Genomic DNA, 21,700 nt, shown 5'->3' with positions numbered 1-21,700 from the left:
GCCCGCACTACTAGTCCGTCCTCGGGCAATCGCCAAGAGCGTAGCGCGTCTGCGACGATGCTGCGCCGACCCATCGCGCGCCGCATCTACTTCAGGAACTTCGCGAAGAAGGCCTTGGTGCGCGCCTCGGCGTCGGGACCGGCGACGGGGTCGTAGGCCAGGCGATAGGTCCTGCCGCTGGCGACCGTGACGGTGCGCTCCGGCAACTTGCTGTCGAAGCTGTGCCGGGCATCCGGGTAGTAGACGGCCTCGACGAGATCAGGCTGGCTGAAACCGGCCGCTTGCAGACGGCGGCAGCGCTCGGCCGGCGTCCAGTCGTCCTTGTCTCCGATCAGGATGAGAAGCGGCAACGCGACGTCGCGGTCGAACTGCTCGCTGCAGGTCGGATAGTAGGCGACGGCCGCCTTGAGGCCGCGCGCGGCGAGACCGTAGCTCGCTTGCACCGCGCGCACCGCCGCTCCGCCGCCATGGCTGTGTCCGATCAGGCCGATGCGGCCGGGCGTGACGAACGGCTGCGCCTTGAGGAAGTCGAGTGCGCCCGCGATGTCGGGCGCCCGCATGGAACTGCTCACCACGCCGCCCCGGCCGCAGACGTTCTTCTCGCCGCGCGGGCCGAAGCTGTCCGGCGCCACCACGACATAGCCCCAGCCCGTCAGAAGCCTGCCCCAGAACTCCGTGTGTCGGCTCATGCCCGCGCAGCTGTGCGCCAGGATCACCGCCGGAAACGGTCCGTCGCCCGGCGGCCGCGCCAGCCAACCGGTGATCTCCGGACCGGCTGCCGCACTTCCCACGGCGACGCTGGGGAAACGCACCGGCTGTCCCTGTGCCGCCGCCTCCCCGGCGACCGAAAGAAGCACGGCGACGAGTGCAACCGACCGCAACATCTAGGAACGTCCCTCCGCGTCGAGAGTGGAACATAGCCAGTCGGCAAAGGCCACGAGCGAGGGATCATCGGCGACGCGGTTCTCGTACTGCAGCGTGAAGTGCCGGCGCGTCGGGCGACGCGCGCGATGGGCGAGTGCCACTCGGCCATTGGCAAGGTCGGGGCCAAGCAGGCCTTCGATGGCGATGGCAACGCCGAGATCGGCGGCCACCGCCTCGAGCGTCTGGCTGGCGCTCTCGAAAGTGCTGCCGCCACGCACGGGCACGGACGCGAACCCCGCATGGTCGAGCCAGCGCCGCCAATCCTCCGCGCGCGGCCTCGTGTGCAGCAGCGGCACGCGCGCGAAGTCGACCGGGCCCCTCCTGAGACGCTTGGGTGCGGCAACCGCCACGGTGACGATCGGCATCAATGGACGCACCACGAGGCCCGACTGCCGGCCGGTGCCCGAGACGGCGATCACGGCGTCGAACCTGCTGGGCAGCATGTCGAGCGGGTTGGTGCTGGCATGAAGATCGATCTCGAGCGCGGGATGCGCCCGGCGCAGCTTCGGCAGCACCGGCAGAAGGGCGCGCGACAGGAAGTGGCCGTAGACCCCGACCGACAAGCGCCGGTGCTGGCGCAGCCGCACGCCGGTTGCCGCCTCCTCGAGCCTGTCCAGCGCTTCGCGCGCACCCTCCGCAAGGGAACGACCGACCGACGTCAGCTCGAGGCCCGTCGCGCGGCGCACGAACAGCGGGGTGCCGAGGTTGTCCTCGAGCGCGCGCACGTGCCGACTGACGGCGCCCGGCGTGACGTTCAGCTCGCGCGCGGCATGGCTGATGGACAGATGGCGTGCCGCCGCCTCGAAAGCCCTGACGGCGTGCAGCGGCGGCAGGCGGCGGGATGGCATGGTTTGAGTTTAACTCAAACTAAAAGGCCATCAAATCGTTTGCGAGTGCGGCAAACTCCAAGCACTTTCCAGCCATGAACGACCTTACGCCCTTCGCGGCGCCTGCCGCCGCCACCGCCTCGCTCGCCGGACGCGCCGCCGTCGCGCGCCGCTCACGGCATCTCGCGCCCGACTGCAGCGGGCTCAACTTCTACGAGATCGACCGCAGCCTGCGCGACCTGCTCGGGCTCTACATGGAAGCACCACTGCTGGCGCACCTCGATCCGCATCTCGATCGCCTGGGCAGCCTGGCCGGCGGCCGGCTGAACGACCTGGCCGATCTCGCCGACAAGCATCCGCCCAGACTGCACCACCGCGATCGCTTCGGCCGCGACGAGGAGTGGATCGAGGTCCATCCGGCCTATGACGAGATCCGCCGTATCGCCTTCGCCGAGTTCGGCATGCACGCCATGACGCACCGGCCGGGGGTGCTGGGCTGGCACGACAGGATGACGCCGCTCGCCAAGCAGGCCTTCTTCTATCTCTTCTCGCAGGCCGAGTTCGGCGTTCTGTGCCCGGTCAACCTGACCGACTGCACCTCCGACTTGCTCGAGCGCTACGGCAGCGACGAGCTGAAGGCCCGCTACCTCGATCGCATGTGGACCCAGGACATGGACCGCCTGCTCTACGGCGCGCAGTTCATGACCGAGAAGGTCGGCGGCTCCGACGCCGGCGCCGCGGAGCTCGCGGCGGTGCGCGACGGCGACCGCTGGCGGCTCTACGGCGAGAAGTGGTTCTGCTCCAACGCCGACGGCGACGTCGCCGTGCTGCTGGCACGACCCGAGGGCGCACCGGCCGGCGGGCGGGGCCTCGGCCTGTTCCTGATGCCGCGCACGCTTCCCGACGGCACGCGCAACAGCTATCGGATCGTCCGGCTGAAGGACAAACTCGGCAGCAAGTCGATGCCGAGCGGCGAGATCGTGTTCGATGGCGCCGTCGCCTGGCACCTCGGCGAACTCGATCGGGGCCTCAAGCAGATGCTGGAGATGGTCAACCCGAGCCGCGTCTCGCACCTGACGCGCGCCGCCGGCATGATGCGCCGCTGCCTCAACGAGGCTATGCAGGTGGCGCGCCATCGCAACGCCTTCGGCAAGCGTGTAATCGACCATCCGCTGATGCGCCGCCAGTTGCTCAAGATGCTGATCAAGACCGAGCAGTCGCTGTCGGCACTGATGTTGACCACGACGGCGATGGCGCGGCCCGACGATCCGGTCGCCGCCAAGGTCGTGCGCATCCTGACGCCGATCGGCAAGTACCGCGCCTCGCGCGACAACATCGCGGTCGCGACGGCGGCCATGGAGGCGCGCGGCGGCAACGGCTACATCGAGGACTGGCCGAACGCACGGCTGGTGCGCGACGCCCATCTCGGCGTGATCTGGGACGGCACCTCGAGCGTCAATGCGCTCGACGTCATCCAGCGCGCCGTCGGCAAGGAGCGCGCGCACCGGCAGCTCGGGGAGACCCTGTCGGAGCGGCTGGCCGAGGCGCGCGGCCTGCCCGGCCAGTTCCGCACGCGGCTCGAGGGCACGCTGGCCCAGGCCCTGCGCTTCGCCGAGGACGTGGCCGACTCGCCGGAGAAGGAACGCTTCAGCCGCGTGGCGGCGAGCGCCCTTTATCACGTGACCACGGCCGTGCTGATGGCCAACGAGGGCGCGCGACTCGGTGCCGCCGGGGGCGACGCGCGGCGCATGCTGATGGCGCGCTTCGTTCTGGAGCACCGCCTGTCCGACCGGCCCAGGCTCAGCGTCGACGGGGGCGCCTGGGAGGAACCGGCGATCGCGGCCCTGCTCGGCGACGCGCCGGTGCCGCTCGAACGCGCGGAGGCGTTGCTGGTCGCCTAGCCCCCATTGACCCTTGGCGACAATCCGTTAGGGATAGGCCTCCATGGCCATCCAGTACTTCGCCAAGGTCACGGCAGCTGACCACGAAACCTTCCAGCGCATCGTGAAGCACTATCCGTTGTCTTCCTATGCCGACTGGCACCTCAAGGAGACCGCCCGCGCCGCCGAATGGCGCGGCCGGCGCCATTCCGTACAGTTCGTGAAGATCACGCCCAAGGAATTCACGGACCATTGCGAGCGCACCGGCGCGCCGCGCGACATCGTGACGTTCAAGGCGCTGGTCTGCGCCAAGGGCGGCGGATGACGCCCGGCGGCTGACCGCCTCCGACCGGGCTGGCACGAACCTTGCGGCGCGGGCGCCATGAACGGCGCCCCCTACGATCTCCTGCTGCGCGGCGGCCACGTGATCGATCCCGGGTCGGGCCGCGACGGCCCGTTCGACGTCGCGGTCAAGGACGGCCGCGTCGCCGCCGTCGAATCGAACCTTCTGCCGGCTGTTGCACGCGAGACGATCGACGTGCGCGGCCGCCTCGTCATTCCGGGCATGATCGACACCCATGCCCATGTCTACACCTATGTCTCCGGGCGCTTCGGGCTGCCGGCCGACCTGGTCGGCGTCGAGAGCGGCGTCACGACTCTGGTCGATCAGGGCGGCTCCTCCTGCATGACCTTTCCCGGCTTTCGCAAGTTCATCGCCGAACCGTCGGCCAGCCGCGTGCTCGCCTTCCTGTCGGCCTATGTCGTGGGCGGGCTGGAGGGCCACTACTATCCCAATCTCTACGGGCCGGACGGCGTCGACGTCGATGCGACGGTGAAGGCCGCGTGCGCCAACCGCGATCTCGTGCGCGGCATCAAGGCCCATGCCGAACTGGGCGGCTTCGCGCGCTGGGGCATCGAGGTGATGGAGAAGGCCGCGGAGATCGGCCGCCAGGCCGGCTTGCCGGTCTATATCCATTTTGGCCAGCTCTGGGCGTTGCCGGAGGGCGGCGGCAACGGCGTCGATCCCGACGAGATCCTGCCGGCGATCGTCAGGCTGATGCGGCCGGGCGATATCCTGGCCCACCCCTTCACGCGCCACCCCGGCGGCTTCATCGACAAGAGCGGAAAGGTGCATCCACTGGTCCGCGAGGCCGTGGCGCGCGGATTGAAGATCGACGTCGGCCACGGCAGCCACTTCTCCTTCCGCATGGCGCGCGCGGCGCTCGAGGCGGGCGTTATGCCCGACACGCTGGGCGCCGACATGCACGGCTACAACACCACGGTGCCGCCGCCGCCCGGTACGCCCGCGGCCCATCCCGATCCCGAGGAAGCGCATCCCTTCGCGAGTTCGGCACGCTTCTCGCTGACCTACGCCATGACCGAGTTGCTGGCACTCGGCCTCACGCTGCCGCAGATCGTGCCGATGGTGACGAGCAACGCCGCCGCGATGGTCGGCCTGGAGGGCGAACTCGGCACGCTGCAGCCGGGCATTGTCGCCGACATCTCGGTGCTGGCGGACGACCGCGGCCGCTTCCGCCTCACCGACGCCGAGGGCACCGAGGTAACGACCGACCGCATGCTGCGGCCCCTGTTCTGCCTCCGCGCCGGCAAGCGCTTCGACGCCGACGCGCCGATCCTGCCGCAGGCGGTGGCGGCTTAGGGTCCTTCCATATCCTCTGGGCATCCATCCTTTGACGGCGCTTGGAAAGCGGTGGAGAGATCCTGGTCGTCGCTCACCAGCCACGCGCAACGAGCCATTTACCGACGAGATCCAGCACGTCGCCGACCGCCTCGTGCGTACCGCCGACATGTGCGCCTTTCCTGCCGCAAACCTTGAAGACGTCGCTTACGGCAACCTCCTTCTTCCCGCTCATGGAAACGCCCTTGCGATCCGATGTGGTGAAAACGATCGGATCGTCGGCGCAACCATTCAGAGTGATGATCTGGGAGTCGTAGCGGTCCATCCCGGTGCTGAAGCCGTGGTTGGCGCCTTTGACGAGATGAAATTCGACGGCCTTCCCTTCGGCCTTGGCGCGCTGGAACAGGGCAACGCAGGGGGCCGGCACCGTATAGTCGTCCTTCTCGCCCATGACGGACAAGAAGTGGGGGACCGTATCCTGCATGAAGCCGGTCACCTGCAAGCTGCAGTCCGGTGCCAGCGCGACGGCGGCGCCGAAATTCGGCGCGCGCTCGAAGCCGGCCCAAGTGTACCACCCCGCGCTGGCCAGAAAGACGGCAGAAAGGCCGCCCTTGCTGTGGCCCATGACGGCTATCTTGCCCGGCTTCACCCTCGCATCGCCCTTCAGACGCTCGAACACCTTGAGCGCATCACTGTTCATGTCGGCCGTCGTCACCTTCATCTGGTCGTAGATGGTGTTGCCGACGCCGCGCGGCGTGTAGGTGTCGAGCACGACGGTCGCCAGGTTCAGCTTGGCAAAGGCGTCCGGCGTCCTGCTCAGGAAGATGTCGTTGGCACCGGCACTGCTGTTGAGGACCAGGACGGTTCCATGCGGACCGGGGGTGGAGGGAATGTGCATCTCCGGTCGCAGGGTCACGGATTGGCCGCGCCACGCGGTGTCGATCTCGAGACGCTCCCGTTTGGCTTGCGCCTGGCACACGGCCGAACCGCAACTCAAGGCGACGAAGACGGCGATCGCGGGAAGACGGTGCATCGTCATCACGGCAGGTGCCTCCCCCAATACCCCCACTGACGGCCACGCTACCGCGAAGCGAGTGGGTGCGGCAACGAACCTTCCGGCGTCGCGAGGCCGGTGCTAGAACGCGGCCAAAGCGGAGGAAGACATGGCCAGCAGTATCGGGCACTTCATCGCCGGCAAGAGGGTCGCGGGCCAGAGCGGACGCTCGGGCGACGTCACCAATCCGGCGACCGGCGAGGTGACGGCCAAGGTCGCCTTCGCCAGCGAGGCCGAGATCGACGAGGCCGTGCAGATCGCGAGGAAAGCGCAGGCTGCCTGGGGCGCCCTGCCGCCGCTGCGCCGCCAGCGCGTGATGTTCAACCTCAAGGCCCTGATCGAGAAGCGCACCGACGACCTGGCGCGGCTGATCTCGCTCGAGCACGGCAAGACCTTCGACGACGCCAAGGGCGAGGTCGGCCGCGGGCTGGAGGTCGTCGAGTTCGCCTGCGGCATCGCCCATCACATGAAGGGCGACTTCACCGAGCAGGTCGCAACGGATATGGATTCCTGGTCGATCCGCCAGCCGCTCGGCGTGGTGGCCGGCATCACGCCGTTCAACTTCCCGATCATGATCCCGTGCTGGATGGGCGCGATGGCGGTCGCCACCGGCAACGCCTTCGTGCTCAAGCCGTCGGAGAAGGACCCGAGCACGCCGATGCTGCTGGCCGAGCTCTATGCCGAGGCGGGTGCCCCCGACGGCATCTTCCAGGTGATGAACGGCGACAAGGTCGCGGTCGACGCGCTGCTCCGGCACCCCGACGTGCCGGCGATCTCCTTCGTCGGCTCGACGGCGATCGGCGAGTACGTCTATCACACCGGCACCGCCATGAATAAGCGCGTGCAGGCGCTGTGCGGCGCCAAGAACCACATGGTGGTGATGCCCGACGCCGATCTCGACCAGGCGACCGACGCGCTGATGGGCGCGGCCTACGGCGCCGCCGGCGAGCGCTGCATGGCCATCTCGGTGGCGGTCGCGGTCGGCGACGTCGGTGACCGGCTGATCGACAAGCTGGCGCCACGCGTGCAGGCGCTGAAGGTCGGCCCCGGTCTCGATCCGCAGTCGGAGATGGGCCCGCTGGTGACGCGCCAGCACCGCGAAAAAGTGCTGGGCTATGTCGAAACAGGCGTGAAGGAAGGCGCCCGGCTGGTGGTCGACGGCCGCGGGCTCAAGCTGCAGGGCTACGAGAACGGCAACTTCATGGGCGGCTGCCTGTTCGACGACGTCAAGCCGAACATGACGATCTACAAGGACGAGATCTTCGGACCGGTGCTCTCCGTCGTGCGCGCCCGGACCTTCGACGAGGCGGTGGGGCTGGTGAACGACCACGCCTACGGCAACGGCACGGCGATCTTCACCCGCGACGGCGACGCCGCGCGGGCCTTCGCCAGCAACGTCAGGATCGGCATGGTCGGCATCAACGTGCCGATCCCGGTGCCTGTGGCCTATCACTCCTTCGGCGGCTGGAAGGCCTCGATCTTCGGCGATCACGGCATCTACGGCATGGAAGGCGTGCGCTTCTACACCAAGCTGAAGACCGTGACGGCGCGCTGGCCGACCGGCATCCGCGCGGGCGCCGAATTCGCCTTCAAGGCGCGCAGCTAGCGCCGGGCGTCGGCCTTCATCATCTCGGCCGCCTTGTCGGCGATCATGATGGTGGGCGTGTTGGTGTTGCCGGAGGTGATGGTCGGCATCACCGAAGCGTCGACCACGCGCAGCCGCTCGAGTCCGAAGACGCGCAGCCGCTCGTCGACCACGGCCAGGGGATCGGACGGCAGGCCCATCTTGGCCGTGCCGATGGGATGGAAGATGGTGGTTCCGATGTCGCCCGCCGCCCTGGCGAGGGAGGCCTCGTCGTCGCCGACGGCCGGTCCCGGCAGGTATTCCTCGGGTGCGTAGGGCTGCATTGCCGGCTGCTTCATCAGCCGGCGCGTCACGCGGATCGCGTCCGCCGCGACCCGGCGGTCTTCCGGCGTGGAAAGATAGTTCGGCGCGATGACCGGCTTGGCCGCGGGATCGGCCGAACGCAGGCGGATCGTGCCGCGCGAGGTCGGGCGCAGGTTGCAGGCGCTCACCGTGACGGCCGGGAAGCGGTGCAGCGGCTCGCCGAAGCGATCGAGCGAGAGCGGCTGGACGTGGAACTCGATGTTCGCCCGCTCGTGGTCGGGCGACGACATGGTGAAGATGCCGAGCTGGGACGGCGCCATGGCGAGCGGCCCGCTCTGGAACAGAGCGTACTCGAGCCCGATCATCGCGCGGCCGATCAGCGAATGATAGGTCGTGTTGAGCGTCTTGGCGCCCGCCACCCTGAAGATGGCGCGTTGTTGCAGATGGTCCTGCAGGTTGCGGCCGACGCCCGGCCGGTCGAGAACCACCGGCACGCCGTGCTCGGCCAGCCACTCCGACGGTCCGACGCCGGAGAGCTGCAGCAGGACCGGCGAGTTCACCGCCCCGGCCGAGAGCACGACCTCGCCGCTCGCCCGGGCGTCGAGTGTCCGGCCGTTCTGCCGGAAGCGCACGCCGACGGCCCGCTTGCCTTCGAACAGCACCTTCTCGACCAGCACGCCCGTCTCGAGCCGGAGATTGGGCCGGTTCAGCACCGGCTTGAGGAACGCCTTGGCCGTCGACACGCGCAGCCCGCGCTTCTGGTTGACGTGGAAGTAGCCGACGCCGTTGTTGTCGCCGGTGTTGAAGTTGACGGTCGACGGGATGCCCATCTCGTTGGCCGCCTTCGCCACGGCATCGAGCACGTCCCAGGCAACGCGCATCTTCTCGACCCGCCACTCGCCCGAGCCGCCGTGATGTTCGGTGTCGCCGAGGAAATGGCCGTCGAGCCGCCTGAACACCGGCAGCACGTCGTCCCAGCCCCACCCCGTCAGGCCGAGCTGGCGCCAGTGGTCGTAATCCTGCGCCTGGCCGCGCATCGAGATCATGCCGTTGATCGCCGAGCAGCCGCCGATCACCTTGCCGCGCGGATAGTTGAGCGCGCGGCCGTTGAGGCCCGGCTCCTTCTCGGTCTGGAAGAGCCAGTCGGCGCGCGGATTGCCCATCGCGTAGAGGTAGCCGACGGGGATGTGGAACCAGATCCAGTTGTCCCTGCCGCCGGCCTCGAGCAGCAGCACGCGCTTGCCGGAATCGACGGAGAGCCGGTTGGCCAGTACGCAGCCGGCCGAGCCGGCGCCGACCACGATGTAGTCGTAGTCGCCTTCGAGCCGGGCGACGGTGTCGTTTGTCATTGCTGCTTCCTCAACACCCGTACCGCGGTCGGCTATGCCGCTTGCCGGTCGAGCGGGCCAACGAGGGCATCGACCGGTATCGACCACGCGCCGGCGATGCGGCGGATCATCGGCAAGGTCAGTTCGCGTTTGCCGCTCAACACCTCGGACGCACGCGAGCGCGACCCGAGCAGCCGGGCCAGATCGGCCTGCGTATAGCCGGCAATCTCCATGCGATAGCGAATCGCATCGATGGGCCGTGGCAGACCCACCGGCCAGCGCCTGCGCTCATAGGCTTCGATGAGCGTCGCCAGAATATCGAACGTATCGGCTTCCGGCGTGCCGCGCCGCGGTGGCCTGTCGAAGTACCGCTCGATCGTCCGCAGGGCCGCATTGTAGTCGGCCTCGGTGCGAATCGGCTTGAGTTTCATCGTACAGTCTCCGCGTCTATCCGGTCGTACTCCGCGTGCGTGCCGACAAACTTCACCAGCACACGCCGATAGGCGTAGGCGACGTGAACGATCAGGCGGTACTCGTTGCCGCCGAAATCGAACACGACGCGATTGTCTCCGACGAAGTCGACTGTCGCTCCGAACTGCCGCTTGACGTCGGCCGGGCCCTTCCAGTCCAACTGACTCGCCAACGCATACCATGCCCGGATCGGCCCCTCGGCCTGCGGATGTTTCTCCCAGAACCGCCGCAAGGTTCTGAGGGCGATCACCTGCATGTATTCGCCTAGCATGTTCCCGAAATGGGAACAAGACGCATCCGCTCTCCTGACGAAACCCGACCCTTGCCCGCAGCCACCGCCGGCGCGCACTATTTGCCCAGCTAGGGAGCGACGCCATGCAATACAAGCGCATTTCGGCCGACTGCCACCTCGATCTCCCCTGGATGCCGCCCGACCTGTTCACCTCGATGGCGCCGCGCGACATGAAGGAGCGCATGCCTTACGTCGTCGACACCGCCGACGGGCCGAAATGGACGGCCAGGAACGGCGCCAATTTCGGCTTCAAGAACGGCGTCGGCCCGGCCGGCGCCAAATATGTGCCAGGCAAGCACCATCGCGTCGACGTCATGGCCGAGACCGGGCTCTACGAGGATGGCGCCAAGGACATCCGCCGCGTCTCCGATCCCCACCTGCGCATCAAGGATCTCGACCGCGACGGCGTCGACGCCGAGGTGATCTACGGCATCCTCGGCGCCGCCGGGCGGCTCAATGACAAGGACGCCGCCAACGAGATGCTGCGCATCTACAACGACTGGCTCAAGGATTTCTGCAGCCACTATCCCGACCGGCACATCGGCCTCGCCTGCCTGCCCTACGGCGACATCGACGCCGCCGTGAAGGAGATCTACCGCGTCGCCAAGATGGGCATTCGCGGCCTCGAGCTCTCCTGCTCCTGGGACATGGAGCCGATGTGGCATCCGATGTGGGAGCCCCTGTGGAAGGCCGTCAACGACGTGCAGCTGCCGCTGCACTTCCACACTTTCCCGCAGGTGCCGCCCGACATGATCGAGAAGCACCCCGGCCGCGTCGGCCGCTCGGTGTTCTTCTCGGTGGTGTCGAGCTTCCAGATGAACCTCGTCAACATCCTCGCCGCCGTGATCGCCGCCAACGTGCTGGAGCGCTATCCGCACGTGCGCATCGCCTTCGGCGAATCGGGCTGCGGCTGGATCCCCTACGCGCTCGACCGGATGGACTTCGAATGGGAGGACCGTTTCACCGATCTCGGACTCAAGATGAAGCCGTCCGACTACTGGCGTCGCCAGTGCAAGGCGACGTTCCAGTACGACCGCATCGGCGCCAAGCTGATCGACGACATGGGCGCCGAGAGCCTGATGTGGGGCTCCGACTACCCGCACGGCGACGGTGTGTGGCCACACTCGGACAAGTACATCAAGGAGCAGTTCGCCGAGGTCTCGCCCGAGGTGACGCGCATGATCACCTGCACCAACGCCGGCAAGTTCTACGGCCTGATCAACTGACGGCCAGGAGGTCGCCCTTCGACACGGTGTGCTGAAGGGCGAAGACTTCGCCGGACGGCGCGTGGCGGTCGCGCGCCTCTCGCGCCTCGTCGATCGACCGGAAGAAGGCGACCAGCGCCCGCTCGATCAGCCGGTCGGGCGCGAAGCGCAGCTCCTTCTCCGCAGTGTGGGCCTGGCCGACGCCGGGCTCGCCGCGCAGCAAGTCGAGACGAGCGGGCCCGAGCGCGGCAAGAACATCGAAGGCCGAGACGTCGCCGCGCACCGTGAGCGCCGCGGCGCCGATGCCGCAGCCCAGCCGCCGCTCGACCGAGCACACGGTGCGCCAGGTGTCGCGGGCGTCGCCTTGCCAATCAGCTCCCAGATCTTGAAGGGGAACTTGACCACGACGACGCCGAGCACGACCACCAGCCCGATATGGAGCGGCGCCTGCAGCCAGCGGCTGCCCATGATGACGCGTTCGACAAATGCTCGAAGCGGCGCACCGGGGGCTCCGGAGGTGCCACGGTCAGCTGAAGGCCTTGAAGGTGATGAGGGTGAAGGTGTCCTTCACGCCGGGCAGGGTCTGGATCTTGCTGGTGACGAAGTGGCCGATGTCGGTCTTGGCGTCGAGGTAGCACTTCATCAGGAGATCGTACTGGCCGGAGGTCGAATAGACCTCCGAGACCTGCTCGATGTTCACCGCCTCGTCGGCGACCTCGTAGGCCTTGCCGAGCTGGCATTTCACCATGATGAAGATCGTCTGCATCTTCCCGCCTCTCGCGCGGGGCGCAGTCTAGCGCGGGGGACGGGCGAGGAAAGCCGGGACATGGTCGCCCAGCCCCATCGGCGCGCGCTCGTCGCGCTCGCGTTGCGGCGGCCGCTCGGGCCGGCGCTCGCGCCGTGGCGCCTCCGGCCGCGGTTCGTGTGCTCGCGGCTCATGTGCCCGTGGCTCGTGTTCCCGCGGCTCGTGTTCCCGTGCTTCGGACCTTGGCCGGGCCTCGCGACGCTCCTGCGGCTCCGCCTTGGGCCGGCGTTCGCGGCGCTCGCGCGGGGCATCGCCCGCCGGCTTGGCACCGCGCGATCCGCGCCCTCGGCCACGGCCGCGACGGCGGCCGTCGCCGGCCTCCAGCTCCGCGGTGTCCAGCCCCGGCACCTCGATGCGCGGGATCGTCGTGCCGATCAGCTTCTCGATCGCCTCGATCAGGCCGCCATCCGACGGCGAGGCCAGGGTGAAGGAATGGCCGGTCTTGCCGGCGCGGCCGGTGCGGCCGATGCGATGGACATAGTCTTCCGGCGAAAACGGCACGTCGAAATTGAAGACGTGACTCATGTCGACGATGTCGAGGCCGCGCGCGGCGACGTCGGAAGCGACCAGGATCTGAATCTCGCCCAGCTTGAACTTCTCGAGCGTCTCCATGCGGGCGGGCTGGCTCATGTCGCCATGCAGCGCGCCGGCGTTGAAGCCGTGTTTCTTAAGCGATCCCTGCAGCACCGCGACGTCGCGTTTGCGGTTGCAGAAGACGATGGCGTTCTTGACGTCCTGGCTCTTGATCAGCCGGCGCAGCGCCTCGCGCTTTTCCGGCTCCGGCACGATCGCGAGGCCCTGGACGATGTTGGTGCCGGCCGAAGCCGGCGGCGACACCGTGACTTCCTTCGGGTTGCTGAGGAAGCGATCGGCCAGGCGCTTGATCTCGGGCGGCATGGTCGCCGAAAAGAACAGCGTTTGCCGCATCGGCGAAAGAAGGCCGACGATACGCTCGACATCGGGAATGAATCCCATGTCGAGCATTCGATCGGCTTCGTCGATCACCAGCACCTTGACGTCGTTCAGCAGGATGCCGCCGCGCTCGAAATGATCGAGCAGCCGGCCCGGCGTGGCGATCAACACGTCGACGCCGCGCTCGAGCGCGCGTTCCTGGTCCTCGAAACTCACGCCGCCGATCAGCAGCGCCATGTTCAGCTTGTGGTACTTGCCGTAGATCTCGAAATTCTCGGCCACCTGGGCGGCCAGTTCGCGCGTCGGCTCGAGGATAAGCGATCGCGGCATGCGCGCCTTGGCGCGACCCTCGGCCAGGATGTCGATCATGGGCAGGACGAAGGAGGCGGTCTTGCCGGTGCCCGTCTGGGCGCATCCGAGGATGTCCCGGCCCATCAGCACGATGGGGATGGCCTTCTCCTGGATCGGGGTGGGCGTCGTGTAGCCCTTCTCGGCAACCGCCTGCAGCACCGGGGCTCCCAGCCCCAAACTCTCAAAACTCATTCAAATTCCGTTACTTGGCCCATTTATCCGCTGGGCCGTGGAGCGGTCTCACCGAGACCCAGGAATGGGCCGGACCGCTGGCTGCGCTCATATGAGGCCTGGCCTCTGCCAAGTCAATGCAGGCGACCTGCGCGAGCACGTCGCGGCCACCGCACAAATAGTCCGGTTCCGGACCTGAATCGTCATGCCAAAATTGCCAAAATTGCCAAAATTCCTCGCCGAAGCGCCATGGCGCTCGTATGGCATGGCTGGGCGACGATGTACAGTAAATTATACAGCGGCCGTCACTTCGGCGGAGGAGGCGTCTTCAGCTCGATCTCCACGAACACGAACTCGAAATCGTTGGGATTGATGACGTCGTGCTCCACGCCGGTCTGGCGGGTGTAGGAGACGCCGGCGCGCAGCGGGGCCGGCACCGTCGTCCTGCCGTCGAAAATGTGCAATTCCCCCGATGTGACCGGCACCACCACATAGTCGTGGTTATGGCGGTGCCAGCCGGTATGGGCGCCGGGTGGAAAGCGCCATTCGGTGACGACGACCCGGTCGTTCTCGACCTGGACAGTGGGTTTGGCGAGGGGGCGGGCCGGCTCGGACATGTGCCAAACCTAATGGGTACCCACCATCTTTGTCAGGTGACGAAGGGCGGCAACCGGATTATGTGCATATGCACTTAGATCCCGGAGTCGCCTTGTCCCACCCCCTGCTGACGGCGCCGATCGGCGCGAGTCTGTGGAAACTCGCCGGCCCGACCACCGCCGTGATGGTCGCCCAGACCTTCGTCGCGATCGCCGAGACCTACTTCTTCGGCCAACTCGGCACAGGCGCGCTCGCCGGCTTCGCCCTCGTCTTCCCCCTCATGATGCTGATGACCATGATGGCGGCGGGCGGCATGGGCGGCGGCGTCGCAGCCGCCATGGCTCGTGCGCTGGGTGGCGGGCGGATCGAGGACGCCCGAGCGCTGGTGCTCCATGCGCTGCTGCTGGGCGCGCTGCTGGCGATCGCCTTCACCCTGCTGGCCTGGACCCTCGGCCCAAGCCTCTATGCCCTGCTCGGCGGATCGGGCGCGGCGCTCGAGGCCGCCGTTGCCTACAGCGACGTGCTGTTCGCCGGCGCCATCGCGATCTGGGCCAACTTCTTCCTGTCGGCGCTGATGCGTGGGGCGGGCGATGCCGCCACGCCCGGCCGATACATGCTGATCTTCTCGCTGCTGCAGATTCCGCTGTCCGGCGTGCTGGCGCTCGGTGTCGGCGGCTGGCCGGGGCTCGGCATGGCGGGACCCGCCGTCTCCTCCGTCGCGACCTCGGCCGTGTCGGCGCTCCTGCAGGCGCGCGCCATCTGGCGCGGCAAGCTCGGCTTCATCCCCGGAATGGCGGGAGTGGGCCTGCAGGGCCGCCTGTTCTGGGAGATCCTGCGCGTCGGTCTGATCGCCTCCTTCTCGGCGGTGACGGCCAACCTGACGGCGATGCTGGTGACGGGTCTGGTCGGACGCTTCGGTGTCGCCGCGCTGGCAGGCTACGGCATCGGTGTGCGGCTGGAATTCATGCTGGTACCGCTCGCCTTCGGCATCGGCTCGGGCCTGACCACCCTGGTCGGGGTCGCCGCCGGCGCCGACGACTGGCGCCGCGCGGTGCGCGCCGCCTGGATCGGCAGCCTGATCGCGGCCGGCGCGATCGGCGCCTTCGGCTGGACCGTGGCACTGCTGCCGGAGGGATGGGCGCGGCTCTTCACCGACGATCCCGCCGTGGTTGCCGCGACCGTCGGCTACATCACGCACGTCGCGCCGTTCTACTTCCTGTTCGGGCTCGGCATGACCTTGTCCTTCGCGAGCCAAGGCGCGGGCCGCATGAAGGCGCCGTTCTTCGCCGGGATCGCCCGGTTGATCGTCGCGACCGTGGGCGGCTGGGTCGCTGTCGAACTGCTCGGCTGGGGCCTGACCGGCGTGTTCGCGGCCATCGCGGTTGGCATGATCGCGTTCGGCGTATTGATCGCGGGACCGCTGCTGTTGAAACCTTGGCGCGGCAAAGGTGTTAAGCTTCCCTCGGCACCCGGAGGAAGCGATGCAGCGGCCGTCGACGATCGCCACCTGGAACCGCAACCCCGCTGACGAGGAAGCGATGGGCGCGGCGCACGCGCCCATCTGGCGGCGGATGATCGACGTCTCCGTGCCGGGCGACCTCGGCGCCTCGAGCGTGCTCGACTATGGCTGCAACCAGGGCGGCTTCCTGCGCCTGCTCTTCGATCGCAACCCCTTCAAGGCGGCGGTCGGCATCGACATCGCCCGCGAGTCGGTGGCCCGCGCCGAGCTGCTGAAGGGCCAGCGGCCGATCGACTACCGGGTCACGGATCGGGCCGCCTCGCTCGGCCGCACCTTCGATTTCGCCTTCAGCCACGAGGTCGTCTATCTGCTGCCGGATCTCGCAACGCATGCCGCCGACATGCGGGCCGCGCTGCGCCCGGGCGGCGCCTACGTGGCGGCCATGGGCTGCCACACTGATTCGTCGATGTGGCCGCACTGGCGCAAGCTGATCGCCGAGACGTCGTCGATCCCGATCCACGACCATTCGCTCGAGGACGTGGCGCGGGCCTTCGCGGGCGCCGGCTTCGGCGTGTCGGTGCGCCCGCTCGATCTCGACGCCTTCATGCCGGTCACGATCGGCAGCGCCTACTTCCCGCGGATCGTCGACCAGCTCCGCTACTACAGCGCCGACAAGGTGCTGTTCCGGTTCGTGCGCGGGCCGTAGCCCCTCACCGCCCCGAATTGAAGCGATATGACGCCTGCACGAAGACGCCGTAGCGGTCGGCGCTGAGGTTCATGAAGTTGCCTTGGTTGTCGGTCTGGTAGGCCGTGGTGGTCCACATCGACCAGTAGCGACCGCCGATGCCGATATCGAAGGAGTCGGTAGCGCGCCACGAGATCATGATCTCCGCCTGCACGCCGTTGCCGGTTCCCCGCACCGGGAAGTAGAGGGTGCGCAGCCGGTGGATGTCGAGCCCGTCGACCAACACGTAGGGCAGATACGCGATGTCGGCGCCGATCCGCACCCGCTTGGCGATTTCAACGTCGGCGGAGGCACCGACGCGCAGCGACTGCCAGGTGTCGATCTCGCTGATCGCGTTGGTGTCGGAGCCGATATTGGGGAAGCACACCCCCGATCCGGGCGCCACCATCTGCGCGCAGCCCAGGGTATTGAGCACGTACTGGTAGCGGTTGTAGCCGACGAACAGGCCGACCCTGTGATCGCGCCCGCGCAGGACATTGTAGCCGAGGTCGGCGGTGAAATAGTTGAACGAGCCGTTGATGCCCGAACGCGTGATCTCGTAGCCGGTCGGCTCGCTGGCCAGGTCGTTCCCCAGCCCCCAATCCTCGTCGTACATGGTGCCCGCCGAAATGCCGCCGCCGCCGACGAAGCCCTTCACGAACACGCCGAAGGGCGAATCGAGCCGGGCGAACAGCTCGCCCGAATGCCCCTCCATGTTGTTGTAGGGCAGGCGCGAGACCAGCGACGAGGTCGCCGGCCCGTTGGCGCTCTGGAAGTTGCCCCAGCTGTACCAGTAGCGCGCGCCGCCCTCGAATTCCCAGTCCGGCAGCCAGGACGGCGACGGGGTGATGGCTGCGGGCTCGGCCGTCGCGGCGCCGACGCCCCAGCGATAGTTGAGGCCCAGGCGCACGACGTGCAGGCTCTGCGCCATGCCGGCGGTGCCGCCCGGCGGCACGGTGGTGACCGCGCCGGCCGAGGTGACGTTGATGCTCTGCGGCACCGGCACCCTCATGCCGTCGAAGCGCAGATAGTCGTAGCCCAGGCTCGCCGACCAGCGCGGCGACAGGGCGTGCTCGAGGCCCACGCCCACCGTCCAGCCCCAGGCGCTTGTCGACTGTCTCGCCGGGTCGCCCTCGACGTTGGGATCGCCGGTCAGGGCAAAGCCCGTGAGATTGGCGTTGTTGGGGATGACCGAGACGTCGCTGCGCATCCACGCGACACCAGCCTTGCCGTAGACCATCGTGCGGCCGCGCGGCTCGGTGACGTAGCCCAGGCGGCCGGTCAGGGTGGCGACCTCGCGCGGGAAGAGCTGGCAGTTGGAGCCGACGAAGGTGCTGGTGGTCTGCAGGCAGGTGTTCTGCGCCTGCGAGGACAGCACGCTGGCGCTGGCCTCGACGCCGGCCAGCCACTGCGGCGCAAACTGGTGGTTGTAACCGAGCTGAAGGCCGGCGAGGAAGCCGGGGGTCGTCACGCTGTCGCCGAAGATCGGCGGGCCGTCGGGATTGGAGAAGGTCGCGGTGCCGGTCGCGCCGCCGACATGGGCGCCGAGATAGAAGCCGGTCCAGTCGATGCCGCCGTTCGCCAGCGCGGCAGGCACGCTCGACGTCAGCCCGATGAACGCCAAACACGAAGCCAGGTGACGGGTACGCATGCTGCAATCTAGGAGCGGGCCCCGATCCTGCGCAACGACCGATCGATCCAAAGTGCGGCGATCTTCTCCTGCGCGCCGTTCTGGCGCAGCCGCTGGCGCAGGCAGGAGAAATCGACGCGGTCGAGCTCCTGGTCCTGGTTGAAGCAGGAGAAGACGACGCTCTCCTTGCCGGTGACCGGATCCCTGTGGAGCTGCAGGCACTGGGCGCAGATCTCCTTCATCATGCATTGCATGGGCGAGTTGATGGAGCCGAGCGCGCGGTGATCGGGCTTGAGATACGGCTTCAGCACGCCGTGCCGGGCCAGCCGCACCGCGTTCATCATGCCGTCCGAGCCGATGGCGATGATGCGGTCGGCATCCCTGAACGGGATCGGCTGCTCGCCGAGTTCGCCCGCCGCATAGCGGCGCATCGCCTCGACGATGTTGGCGACCAGCGCCTTGTCCTGCGGCCGGTCGGGCGAGAAGCCGGGCGCTTCGTCGCACGCCCACACCACGACATCGGCCGCGGCCTCGATTTCCTCGACCTTGTAGCGATCGGAAGGTTTCTTGTAGCCGGCGAAGTAGAGCACCCTGCTGCCGGCCCTGCGGAAGGCCTGGCCGATCGAGAACAGCACGGCGTTGCCGAGACCGCCGCCCGCCAGCACCACCGTCTCGCCCGGCTCGATTTCGGTCGGCGTGCCGGTCGGGCCCATGACGATCACCGGCTCGCCGGGCTCGAGCAGCGCGCACAGATCGGACGAGCCGCCCATCTCGAGCGTGATGAGCGACAGCAGGCCCTTCTCCTTGTCGACCCAGGCGCCGGTCAGCGCCAGGCCCTCCATGGTGAGGAGCGTGCCGTCGACCCGGTGCGAGCGCGCCTCGTAGTTCTGCAGCCGGTAGAACTGACCGGGCTCGAAGTTGCGCGCCGCGGCATGCGCCTCGACCACGACCTCGACGATGGTCGGCGTCAATCGCTCGACCCGCACCACCTTGGCGCGCCACAGGTCGTTGGCCTCGGCCAGGATCTCGCGCGACGTCCGACGGGGCGCCGGCAGCGCCGCCATGGCGCGCGTCAGCACGGGGTAGCCCTGCTTGGCGCCGCCCATCGCCTTCACCACGTTGCCGGCGAAGGAGGGATGCAGGTCGCCGAAGAACGACATCGTGCGGCCGTCGCCGTGGCGATACATCAGCACGCGCACCTCGGCGGGCTTGGCGACGCGCTCGGGCTCGACGACGCGGCCCTGCTCGTCGATGGCGCGGAAATACTTGCCCTCGATGACGGCGTGCGCGGCATCCTCGCGCGCCAGCACCGTGTTGGGCTGGGTGCCCGCCGCGACCAGGATGGTGCGCGCCGGCAGGGTCGCCTCGACCCTGGCGCCGCCCTGCTCGCCCGCGACCTCGAGCGCGCAGGCGTGGCCGTGCCGGTCGATCGAGACGGCGATCGGCGACAGGCCTTCTGCGAAACGAATATCCTCTTCGAGCGCCTTCAGCACTTCCTCGTGGTTCAGGGTATAGGACGGCGAATCGATCAGCCGGCGGCGATAGGCGATGGTGACGCCGCCCCAGCCGTTGACCAGGCCGGCGATGTCGGGCGCGCGGCCCTCGCGCGCGGCGCGCTTGCGCTCCTCCCGGATCTCTCTTGCGTGCGCGATGAACTCGCCGGCGATCTCGCGCTCTTCCTCGTTCATCGCCGCCAGCACTGCGGCCTCGCCCCGCTCGGCGCTGAGCGTCTCATGGCGCGACAGGAACTTCTCGACCTGCAGCGGATAGTAGGCGAGCGATTCGGTCGCCGCGTCGATCGCGGTCAGGCCGCCGCCGATGACCACCACGGGCAGGCGGATCTGCAGGTTGGCGATCGAATCCTTCTTGGCCGCGCCGGTGAGCTGCAAGGCCATCAGGAAGTCCGATGCCGCACGGACACCGCGGGCGAGGCCGTTGGGCAGGTCGAGCACGGTCGGCTTGCCGGCGCCGGCACAGAGCGCGACGTGGTCGAAGCCCATCTCGAAGGCGCCTTCGGCGGTGACCGTGCCGCCGAAGCGCACGCCGCCGAACATGGAGAATTGCGTGCGGCGCTCGAGCAGCAGCCGCACCAGCTTCAGGTAGTTCTTGTCCCAGCGCACCGTGATGCCGTATTCGGCGACGCCGCCGAATCCCGCCATCGCGCGCTCGCCCAGATCCTCGCGCAGGGCGGCGATGTCCTCGACCGGCGCGAACCGCACGCGCGCGCCGTCGGCCAGCACGCCCGATTGCTCCGGCGGCAGCGGCTCGATCTTCAGGCCGTCGATGCCGACCACGGCGTGGCCGTCGTTCATCAGGTGATGGGCGAGGTTGAAGCCGGCGGGTCCGAGCCCGACCACCAGCACGGTGCGGCCCGTCGCCGGACGCGGGATCGGCCGGCGGAGGTTCAGCGGGTTCCAGCGCGTCAGCAGCGAATAGATCTCGAAACCCCAGGGCAGGCCGAGCACGTCCTTCAGGGTGCGCGTCTCGATCTGCGGGATGTCGACCGGCTCCTGCTTCTGGTAGATGCAGGCCTTCATGCAGTCGTTGCAGATGCGATGGCCGGTCGCCGCCAGCAGCGGGTTGTCGACCGCGGCGATGGCGAGCGCGCCGATGGAGAAGCCCTCGCTCTTCAGCAGGTTCATCTCCGAGATCTTCTCCTCGAGCGGGCAGCCCGCGAGCGTCACGCCGAACGGCGATTTCTGGAACACCCCCGTCTTGCGATCCTTGAGGCCCCGCGAGCAGCTGTCCTTGCCCTGGTTGTGGCACCAGATGCAGTACCAGGTGTGGTCGAGCGAGCGCACGAGGTCGAAGCCCTGGTCGGTGAGGGCGAAACCCTCGCGATGGCGCAGCATCGGCCGCGGCAGTTTCAGGCGCGTCACGCCATCGACGACTTCCGTCTCGATCGGCACCAGGCGCTCGAAGTCGAGCTTGTGCGGCACCTTGAACAGCGGCCCGTCGCGATGGCGCTTCCTTCCCTCGGGATGGTGCAATGCCCAGGCGGCGTAGCGCGTCAGCGCCTCTATCTCGGGCGTCGATGCCTCGACCTTGAATTCCGCGCCGAGCCGCGCGCGCACTTCCAGCGCGAAGGCCAGCTCCCATGCCTCGAGCCCGTCGGCACGCTTCGCGGCGACGGCAAGCGCCGCCGTCACCGCCTCGCCGTCGAGCGACGCCGCCGCATCGGGCTTGATCGCGCGCGTGACGTAGCGTTGCACGAACAGGCGCTTGCAGTCGTAGAGCGGCGCCAGCGCGGCGTGCCGGGCGCGCAGCGCGGCGGCCTGCCGCGAGACGCCGAACAGGGCGGCGACGAAATCCTCCAACGGACGCGCGACCTCGATCAGCAGGTTGGATTCGTCCTTGACCGCAAGCTCGTCGGGTGCAGCGCGCGCCGCCACGAGCCGCGCATGGGCCTCGACATCGGCGTCCTTCAGCCACGCCACGAACGCCGCGTCGAGCCGCGCGAGACCGTCGCGGTCGTAGAGGTCTTCGAAGCTCAGCCCGTGAGCGAGCGAGGGGCCGAGCGCGGGCGCGTTCATCGTCGAAATA

At 68.3% G+C, this 21,700-nt stretch carries 19 protein-coding genes; 7 read left to right on the top strand and 12 right to left on the bottom strand.

What is annotated here, in order from left to right; all coding sequences use genetic code 11:
* Positions 1 to 86 precede the first annotated feature (86 nt).
* On the bottom strand, positions 87 to 884 hold the full coding sequence (locus KIT25_06140; GenBank protein ID UYN96511.1) for a dienelactone hydrolase family protein: 798 nt from the start codon (positions 882 to 884) through the stop codon (positions 87 to 89).
* Positions 885 to 1,772 carry a LysR family transcriptional regulator gene (locus KIT25_06135; GenBank protein UYN96510.1) on the bottom strand — a complete coding sequence of 296 codons (888 nt, stop codon included), beginning with the start codon at positions 1,770 to 1,772 and terminating at the stop codon, positions 885 to 887.
* A gap of 74 nt (positions 1,773 to 1,846) precedes the next feature.
* On the opposite strand from KIT25_06135, the gene KIT25_06130 reads away from it, so the two are divergent.
* The 3 genes from KIT25_06130 to KIT25_06120 are packed head-to-tail and all read left to right on the top strand — an operon-like array spanning position 1,847 to position 5,291.
* Positions 1,847 to 3,652 (top strand): acyl-CoA dehydrogenase family protein, encoded by a 1,806-nt coding sequence (locus tag KIT25_06130; protein ID UYN96509.1) that lies wholly within the window; start codon positions 1,847 to 1,849, stop codon positions 3,650 to 3,652.
* A 43-nt stretch (positions 3,653 to 3,695) separates the two neighbouring features.
* Complete coding sequence (locus KIT25_06125) at positions 3,696 to 3,956, top strand: hypothetical protein (protein UYN96508.1); 261 nt, start codon at positions 3,696 to 3,698, stop codon at positions 3,954 to 3,956.
* Positions 3,957 to 4,013: 57 nt separating this feature from the next.
* Positions 4,014 to 5,291, top strand: coding sequence for an amidohydrolase/deacetylase family metallohydrolase (locus KIT25_06120; GenBank protein UYN96507.1), 1,278 nt, complete (start codon positions 4,014 to 4,016; stop codon positions 5,289 to 5,291).
* Between the two features lie 73 nt (positions 5,292 to 5,364).
* On the opposite strand, the gene KIT25_06115 is transcribed toward KIT25_06120, so the two are convergent.
* Positions 5,365 to 6,312 (bottom strand): dienelactone hydrolase family protein, encoded by a 948-nt coding sequence (locus KIT25_06115; protein ID UYN96506.1) that lies wholly within the window; start codon positions 6,310 to 6,312, stop codon positions 5,365 to 5,367.
* 121 nt (positions 6,313 to 6,433) lie between these two features.
* On the opposite strand from KIT25_06115, the gene KIT25_06110 reads away from it, so the two are divergent.
* The gene (locus KIT25_06110) at positions 6,434 to 7,930 is read left to right on the top strand and encodes a CoA-acylating methylmalonate-semialdehyde dehydrogenase (protein ID UYN96505.1); all 1,497 of its coding nucleotides are present in this window, start codon (positions 6,434 to 6,436) and stop codon (positions 7,928 to 7,930) included.
* On the opposite strand, the gene KIT25_06105 is transcribed toward KIT25_06110, so the two are convergent.
* From KIT25_06105 to KIT25_06095, 3 genes are read right to left on the bottom strand one after another with little or no spacing between them, the layout of a single operon-like run.
* Positions 7,927 to 9,561, bottom strand: a complete 1,635-nt coding sequence (locus tag KIT25_06105; protein UYN96504.1) for a GMC family oxidoreductase N-terminal domain-containing protein — start codon at positions 9,559 to 9,561, stop codon at positions 7,927 to 7,929. The genes KIT25_06110 and KIT25_06105 overlap by 4 nt on opposite strands.
* 32 nt (positions 9,562 to 9,593) lie before the next feature.
* Positions 9,594 to 9,971, bottom strand: coding sequence for a helix-turn-helix domain-containing protein (locus KIT25_06100; GenBank protein UYN96503.1), 378 nt, complete (start codon positions 9,969 to 9,971; stop codon positions 9,594 to 9,596).
* Complete coding sequence (locus tag KIT25_06095) at positions 9,968 to 10,267, bottom strand: type II toxin-antitoxin system HigB family toxin (protein UYN96502.1); 300 nt, start codon at positions 10,265 to 10,267, stop codon at positions 9,968 to 9,970. Before KIT25_06095 ends, KIT25_06100 begins: the two co-directional genes overlap by 4 nt.
* Before the next feature lie 119 nt (positions 10,268 to 10,386).
* Here KIT25_06095 and KIT25_06090 point away from each other — a divergent pair, with 119 nt between their 5' ends.
* The gene (locus KIT25_06090; protein ID UYN96501.1) at positions 10,387 to 11,529 is read left to right on the top strand and encodes an amidohydrolase; all 1,143 of its coding nucleotides are present in this window, start codon (positions 10,387 to 10,389) and stop codon (positions 11,527 to 11,529) included.
* Here the strand turns inward: KIT25_06090 and KIT25_06085 are convergent.
* The 4 genes from KIT25_06085 to KIT25_06070 all read right to left on the bottom strand — a co-directional run bounded on the left by KIT25_06085 (position 11,522) and on the right by KIT25_06070 (position 14,364).
* Positions 11,522 to 11,845 (bottom strand): hypothetical protein, encoded by a 324-nt coding sequence (locus tag KIT25_06085; GenBank protein ID UYN96500.1) that lies wholly within the window; start codon positions 11,843 to 11,845, stop codon positions 11,522 to 11,524. The two genes, KIT25_06090 and KIT25_06085, sit on opposite strands and share 8 nt — an antisense overlap.
* Positions 11,846 to 12,034: 189 nt before the next feature.
* On the bottom strand, positions 12,035 to 12,274 hold the full coding sequence (locus KIT25_06080) for an Lrp/AsnC family transcriptional regulator (GenBank protein ID UYN96499.1): 240 nt from the start codon (positions 12,272 to 12,274) through the stop codon (positions 12,035 to 12,037).
* A 27-nt stretch (positions 12,275 to 12,301) separates the two neighbouring features.
* Entirely contained in the window at positions 12,302 to 13,768 is a 1,467-nt protein-coding gene (locus KIT25_06075; protein ID UYN96498.1) for a DEAD/DEAH box helicase, read from the bottom strand.
* A gap of 284 nt (positions 13,769 to 14,052) precedes the next feature.
* Positions 14,053 to 14,364, bottom strand: a complete 312-nt coding sequence (locus KIT25_06070; GenBank protein ID UYN96497.1) for a cupin domain-containing protein — start codon at positions 14,362 to 14,364, stop codon at positions 14,053 to 14,055.
* 92 nt (positions 14,365 to 14,456) lie between these two features.
* Between KIT25_06070 and KIT25_06065 the strand changes: the two genes are divergently transcribed.
* Both KIT25_06065 and KIT25_06060 read left to right on the top strand, forming a co-directional pair.
* Positions 14,457 to 15,872 carry an MATE family efflux transporter gene (locus KIT25_06065; protein UYN96496.1) on the top strand — a complete coding sequence of 472 codons (1,416 nt, stop codon included), beginning with the start codon at positions 14,457 to 14,459 and terminating at the stop codon, positions 15,870 to 15,872.
* On the top strand, positions 15,826 to 16,509 hold the full coding sequence (locus KIT25_06060; GenBank protein UYN96495.1) for a class I SAM-dependent methyltransferase: 684 nt from the start codon (positions 15,826 to 15,828) through the stop codon (positions 16,507 to 16,509). Before KIT25_06065 ends, KIT25_06060 begins: the two co-directional genes overlap by 47 nt.
* A gap of 4 nt (positions 16,510 to 16,513) precedes the next feature.
* On the opposite strand, the gene KIT25_06055 is transcribed toward KIT25_06060, so the two are convergent.
* Together KIT25_06055 and KIT25_06050 are read right to left on the bottom strand one after the other, a co-directional pair.
* On the bottom strand, positions 16,514 to 18,178 hold the full coding sequence (locus KIT25_06055) for a porin family protein (GenBank protein UYN96494.1): 1,665 nt from the start codon (positions 18,176 to 18,178) through the stop codon (positions 16,514 to 16,516).
* Between the two features lie 8 nt (positions 18,179 to 18,186).
* Positions 18,187 to 21,690: an FAD-dependent oxidoreductase gene (locus KIT25_06050; GenBank protein UYN96493.1), complete on the bottom strand. Its 3,504-nt coding sequence runs from the start codon at positions 21,688 to 21,690 to the stop codon at positions 18,187 to 18,189.
* Positions 21,691 to 21,700 lie beyond the last annotated feature (10 nt).

This window comes from Enhydrobacter sp. (assembly GCA_025808875.1).
Taxonomy (GTDB): Bacteria; Pseudomonadota; Alphaproteobacteria; order Reyranellales; family Reyranellaceae; genus Reyranella.
The sequence above is the reverse complement of the archived record's forward strand: the minus strand, read 5'-3'. Positions and strand labels throughout refer to the sequence as shown.

Excerpts from the sequence above, each read along its gene's own strand:
- KIT25_06140 (UYN96511.1), bottom strand. The coding sequence starts at position 884 with ATGTTGCGGTCGGTTGCACTCGTCGCCGTGCTTCTTTCGGTCGCCGGG.
- KIT25_06105 (UYN96504.1), bottom strand. The coding sequence starts at position 9,561 with ATGACAAACGACACCGTCGCCCGGCTCGAAGGCGACTACGACTACATC.
- KIT25_06125 (UYN96508.1), top strand. The coding sequence starts at position 3,696 with ATGGCCATCCAGTACTTCGCCAAGGTCACGGCAGCTGACCACGAAACC.
- KIT25_06095 (UYN96502.1), bottom strand. The coding sequence starts at position 10,267 with ATGCAGGTGATCGCCCTCAGAACCTTGCGGCGGTTCTGGGAGAAACAT.
- KIT25_06050 (UYN96493.1), bottom strand. The coding sequence starts at position 21,690 with ATGAACGCGCCCGCGCTCGGCCCCTCGCTCGCTCACGGGCTGAGCTTC.
- KIT25_06135 (UYN96510.1), bottom strand. The coding sequence starts at position 1,772 with ATGCCATCCCGCCGCCTGCCGCCGCTGCACGCCGTCAGGGCTTTCGAG.
- KIT25_06090 (UYN96501.1), top strand. The coding sequence starts at position 10,387 with ATGCAATACAAGCGCATTTCGGCCGACTGCCACCTCGATCTCCCCTGG.
- KIT25_06120 (UYN96507.1), top strand. The coding sequence starts at position 4,014 with ATGAACGGCGCCCCCTACGATCTCCTGCTGCGCGGCGGCCACGTGATC.
- KIT25_06070 (UYN96497.1), bottom strand. The coding sequence starts at position 14,364 with ATGTCCGAGCCGGCCCGCCCCCTCGCCAAACCCACTGTCCAGGTCGAG.
- KIT25_06110 (UYN96505.1), top strand. The coding sequence starts at position 6,434 with ATGGCCAGCAGTATCGGGCACTTCATCGCCGGCAAGAGGGTCGCGGGC.
- KIT25_06100 (UYN96503.1), bottom strand. The coding sequence starts at position 9,971 with ATGAAACTCAAGCCGATTCGCACCGAGGCCGACTACAATGCGGCCCTG.
- KIT25_06080 (UYN96499.1), bottom strand. The coding sequence starts at position 12,274 with ATGCAGACGATCTTCATCATGGTGAAATGCCAGCTCGGCAAGGCCTAC.
- KIT25_06075 (UYN96498.1), bottom strand. The coding sequence starts at position 13,768 with ATGAGTTTTGAGAGTTTGGGGCTGGGAGCCCCGGTGCTGCAGGCGGTT.
- KIT25_06055 (UYN96494.1), bottom strand. The coding sequence starts at position 18,178 with ATGCGTACCCGTCACCTGGCTTCGTGTTTGGCGTTCATCGGGCTGACG.
- KIT25_06060 (UYN96495.1), top strand. The coding sequence starts at position 15,826 with ATGCAGCGGCCGTCGACGATCGCCACCTGGAACCGCAACCCCGCTGAC.
- KIT25_06130 (UYN96509.1), top strand. The coding sequence starts at position 1,847 with ATGAACGACCTTACGCCCTTCGCGGCGCCTGCCGCCGCCACCGCCTCG.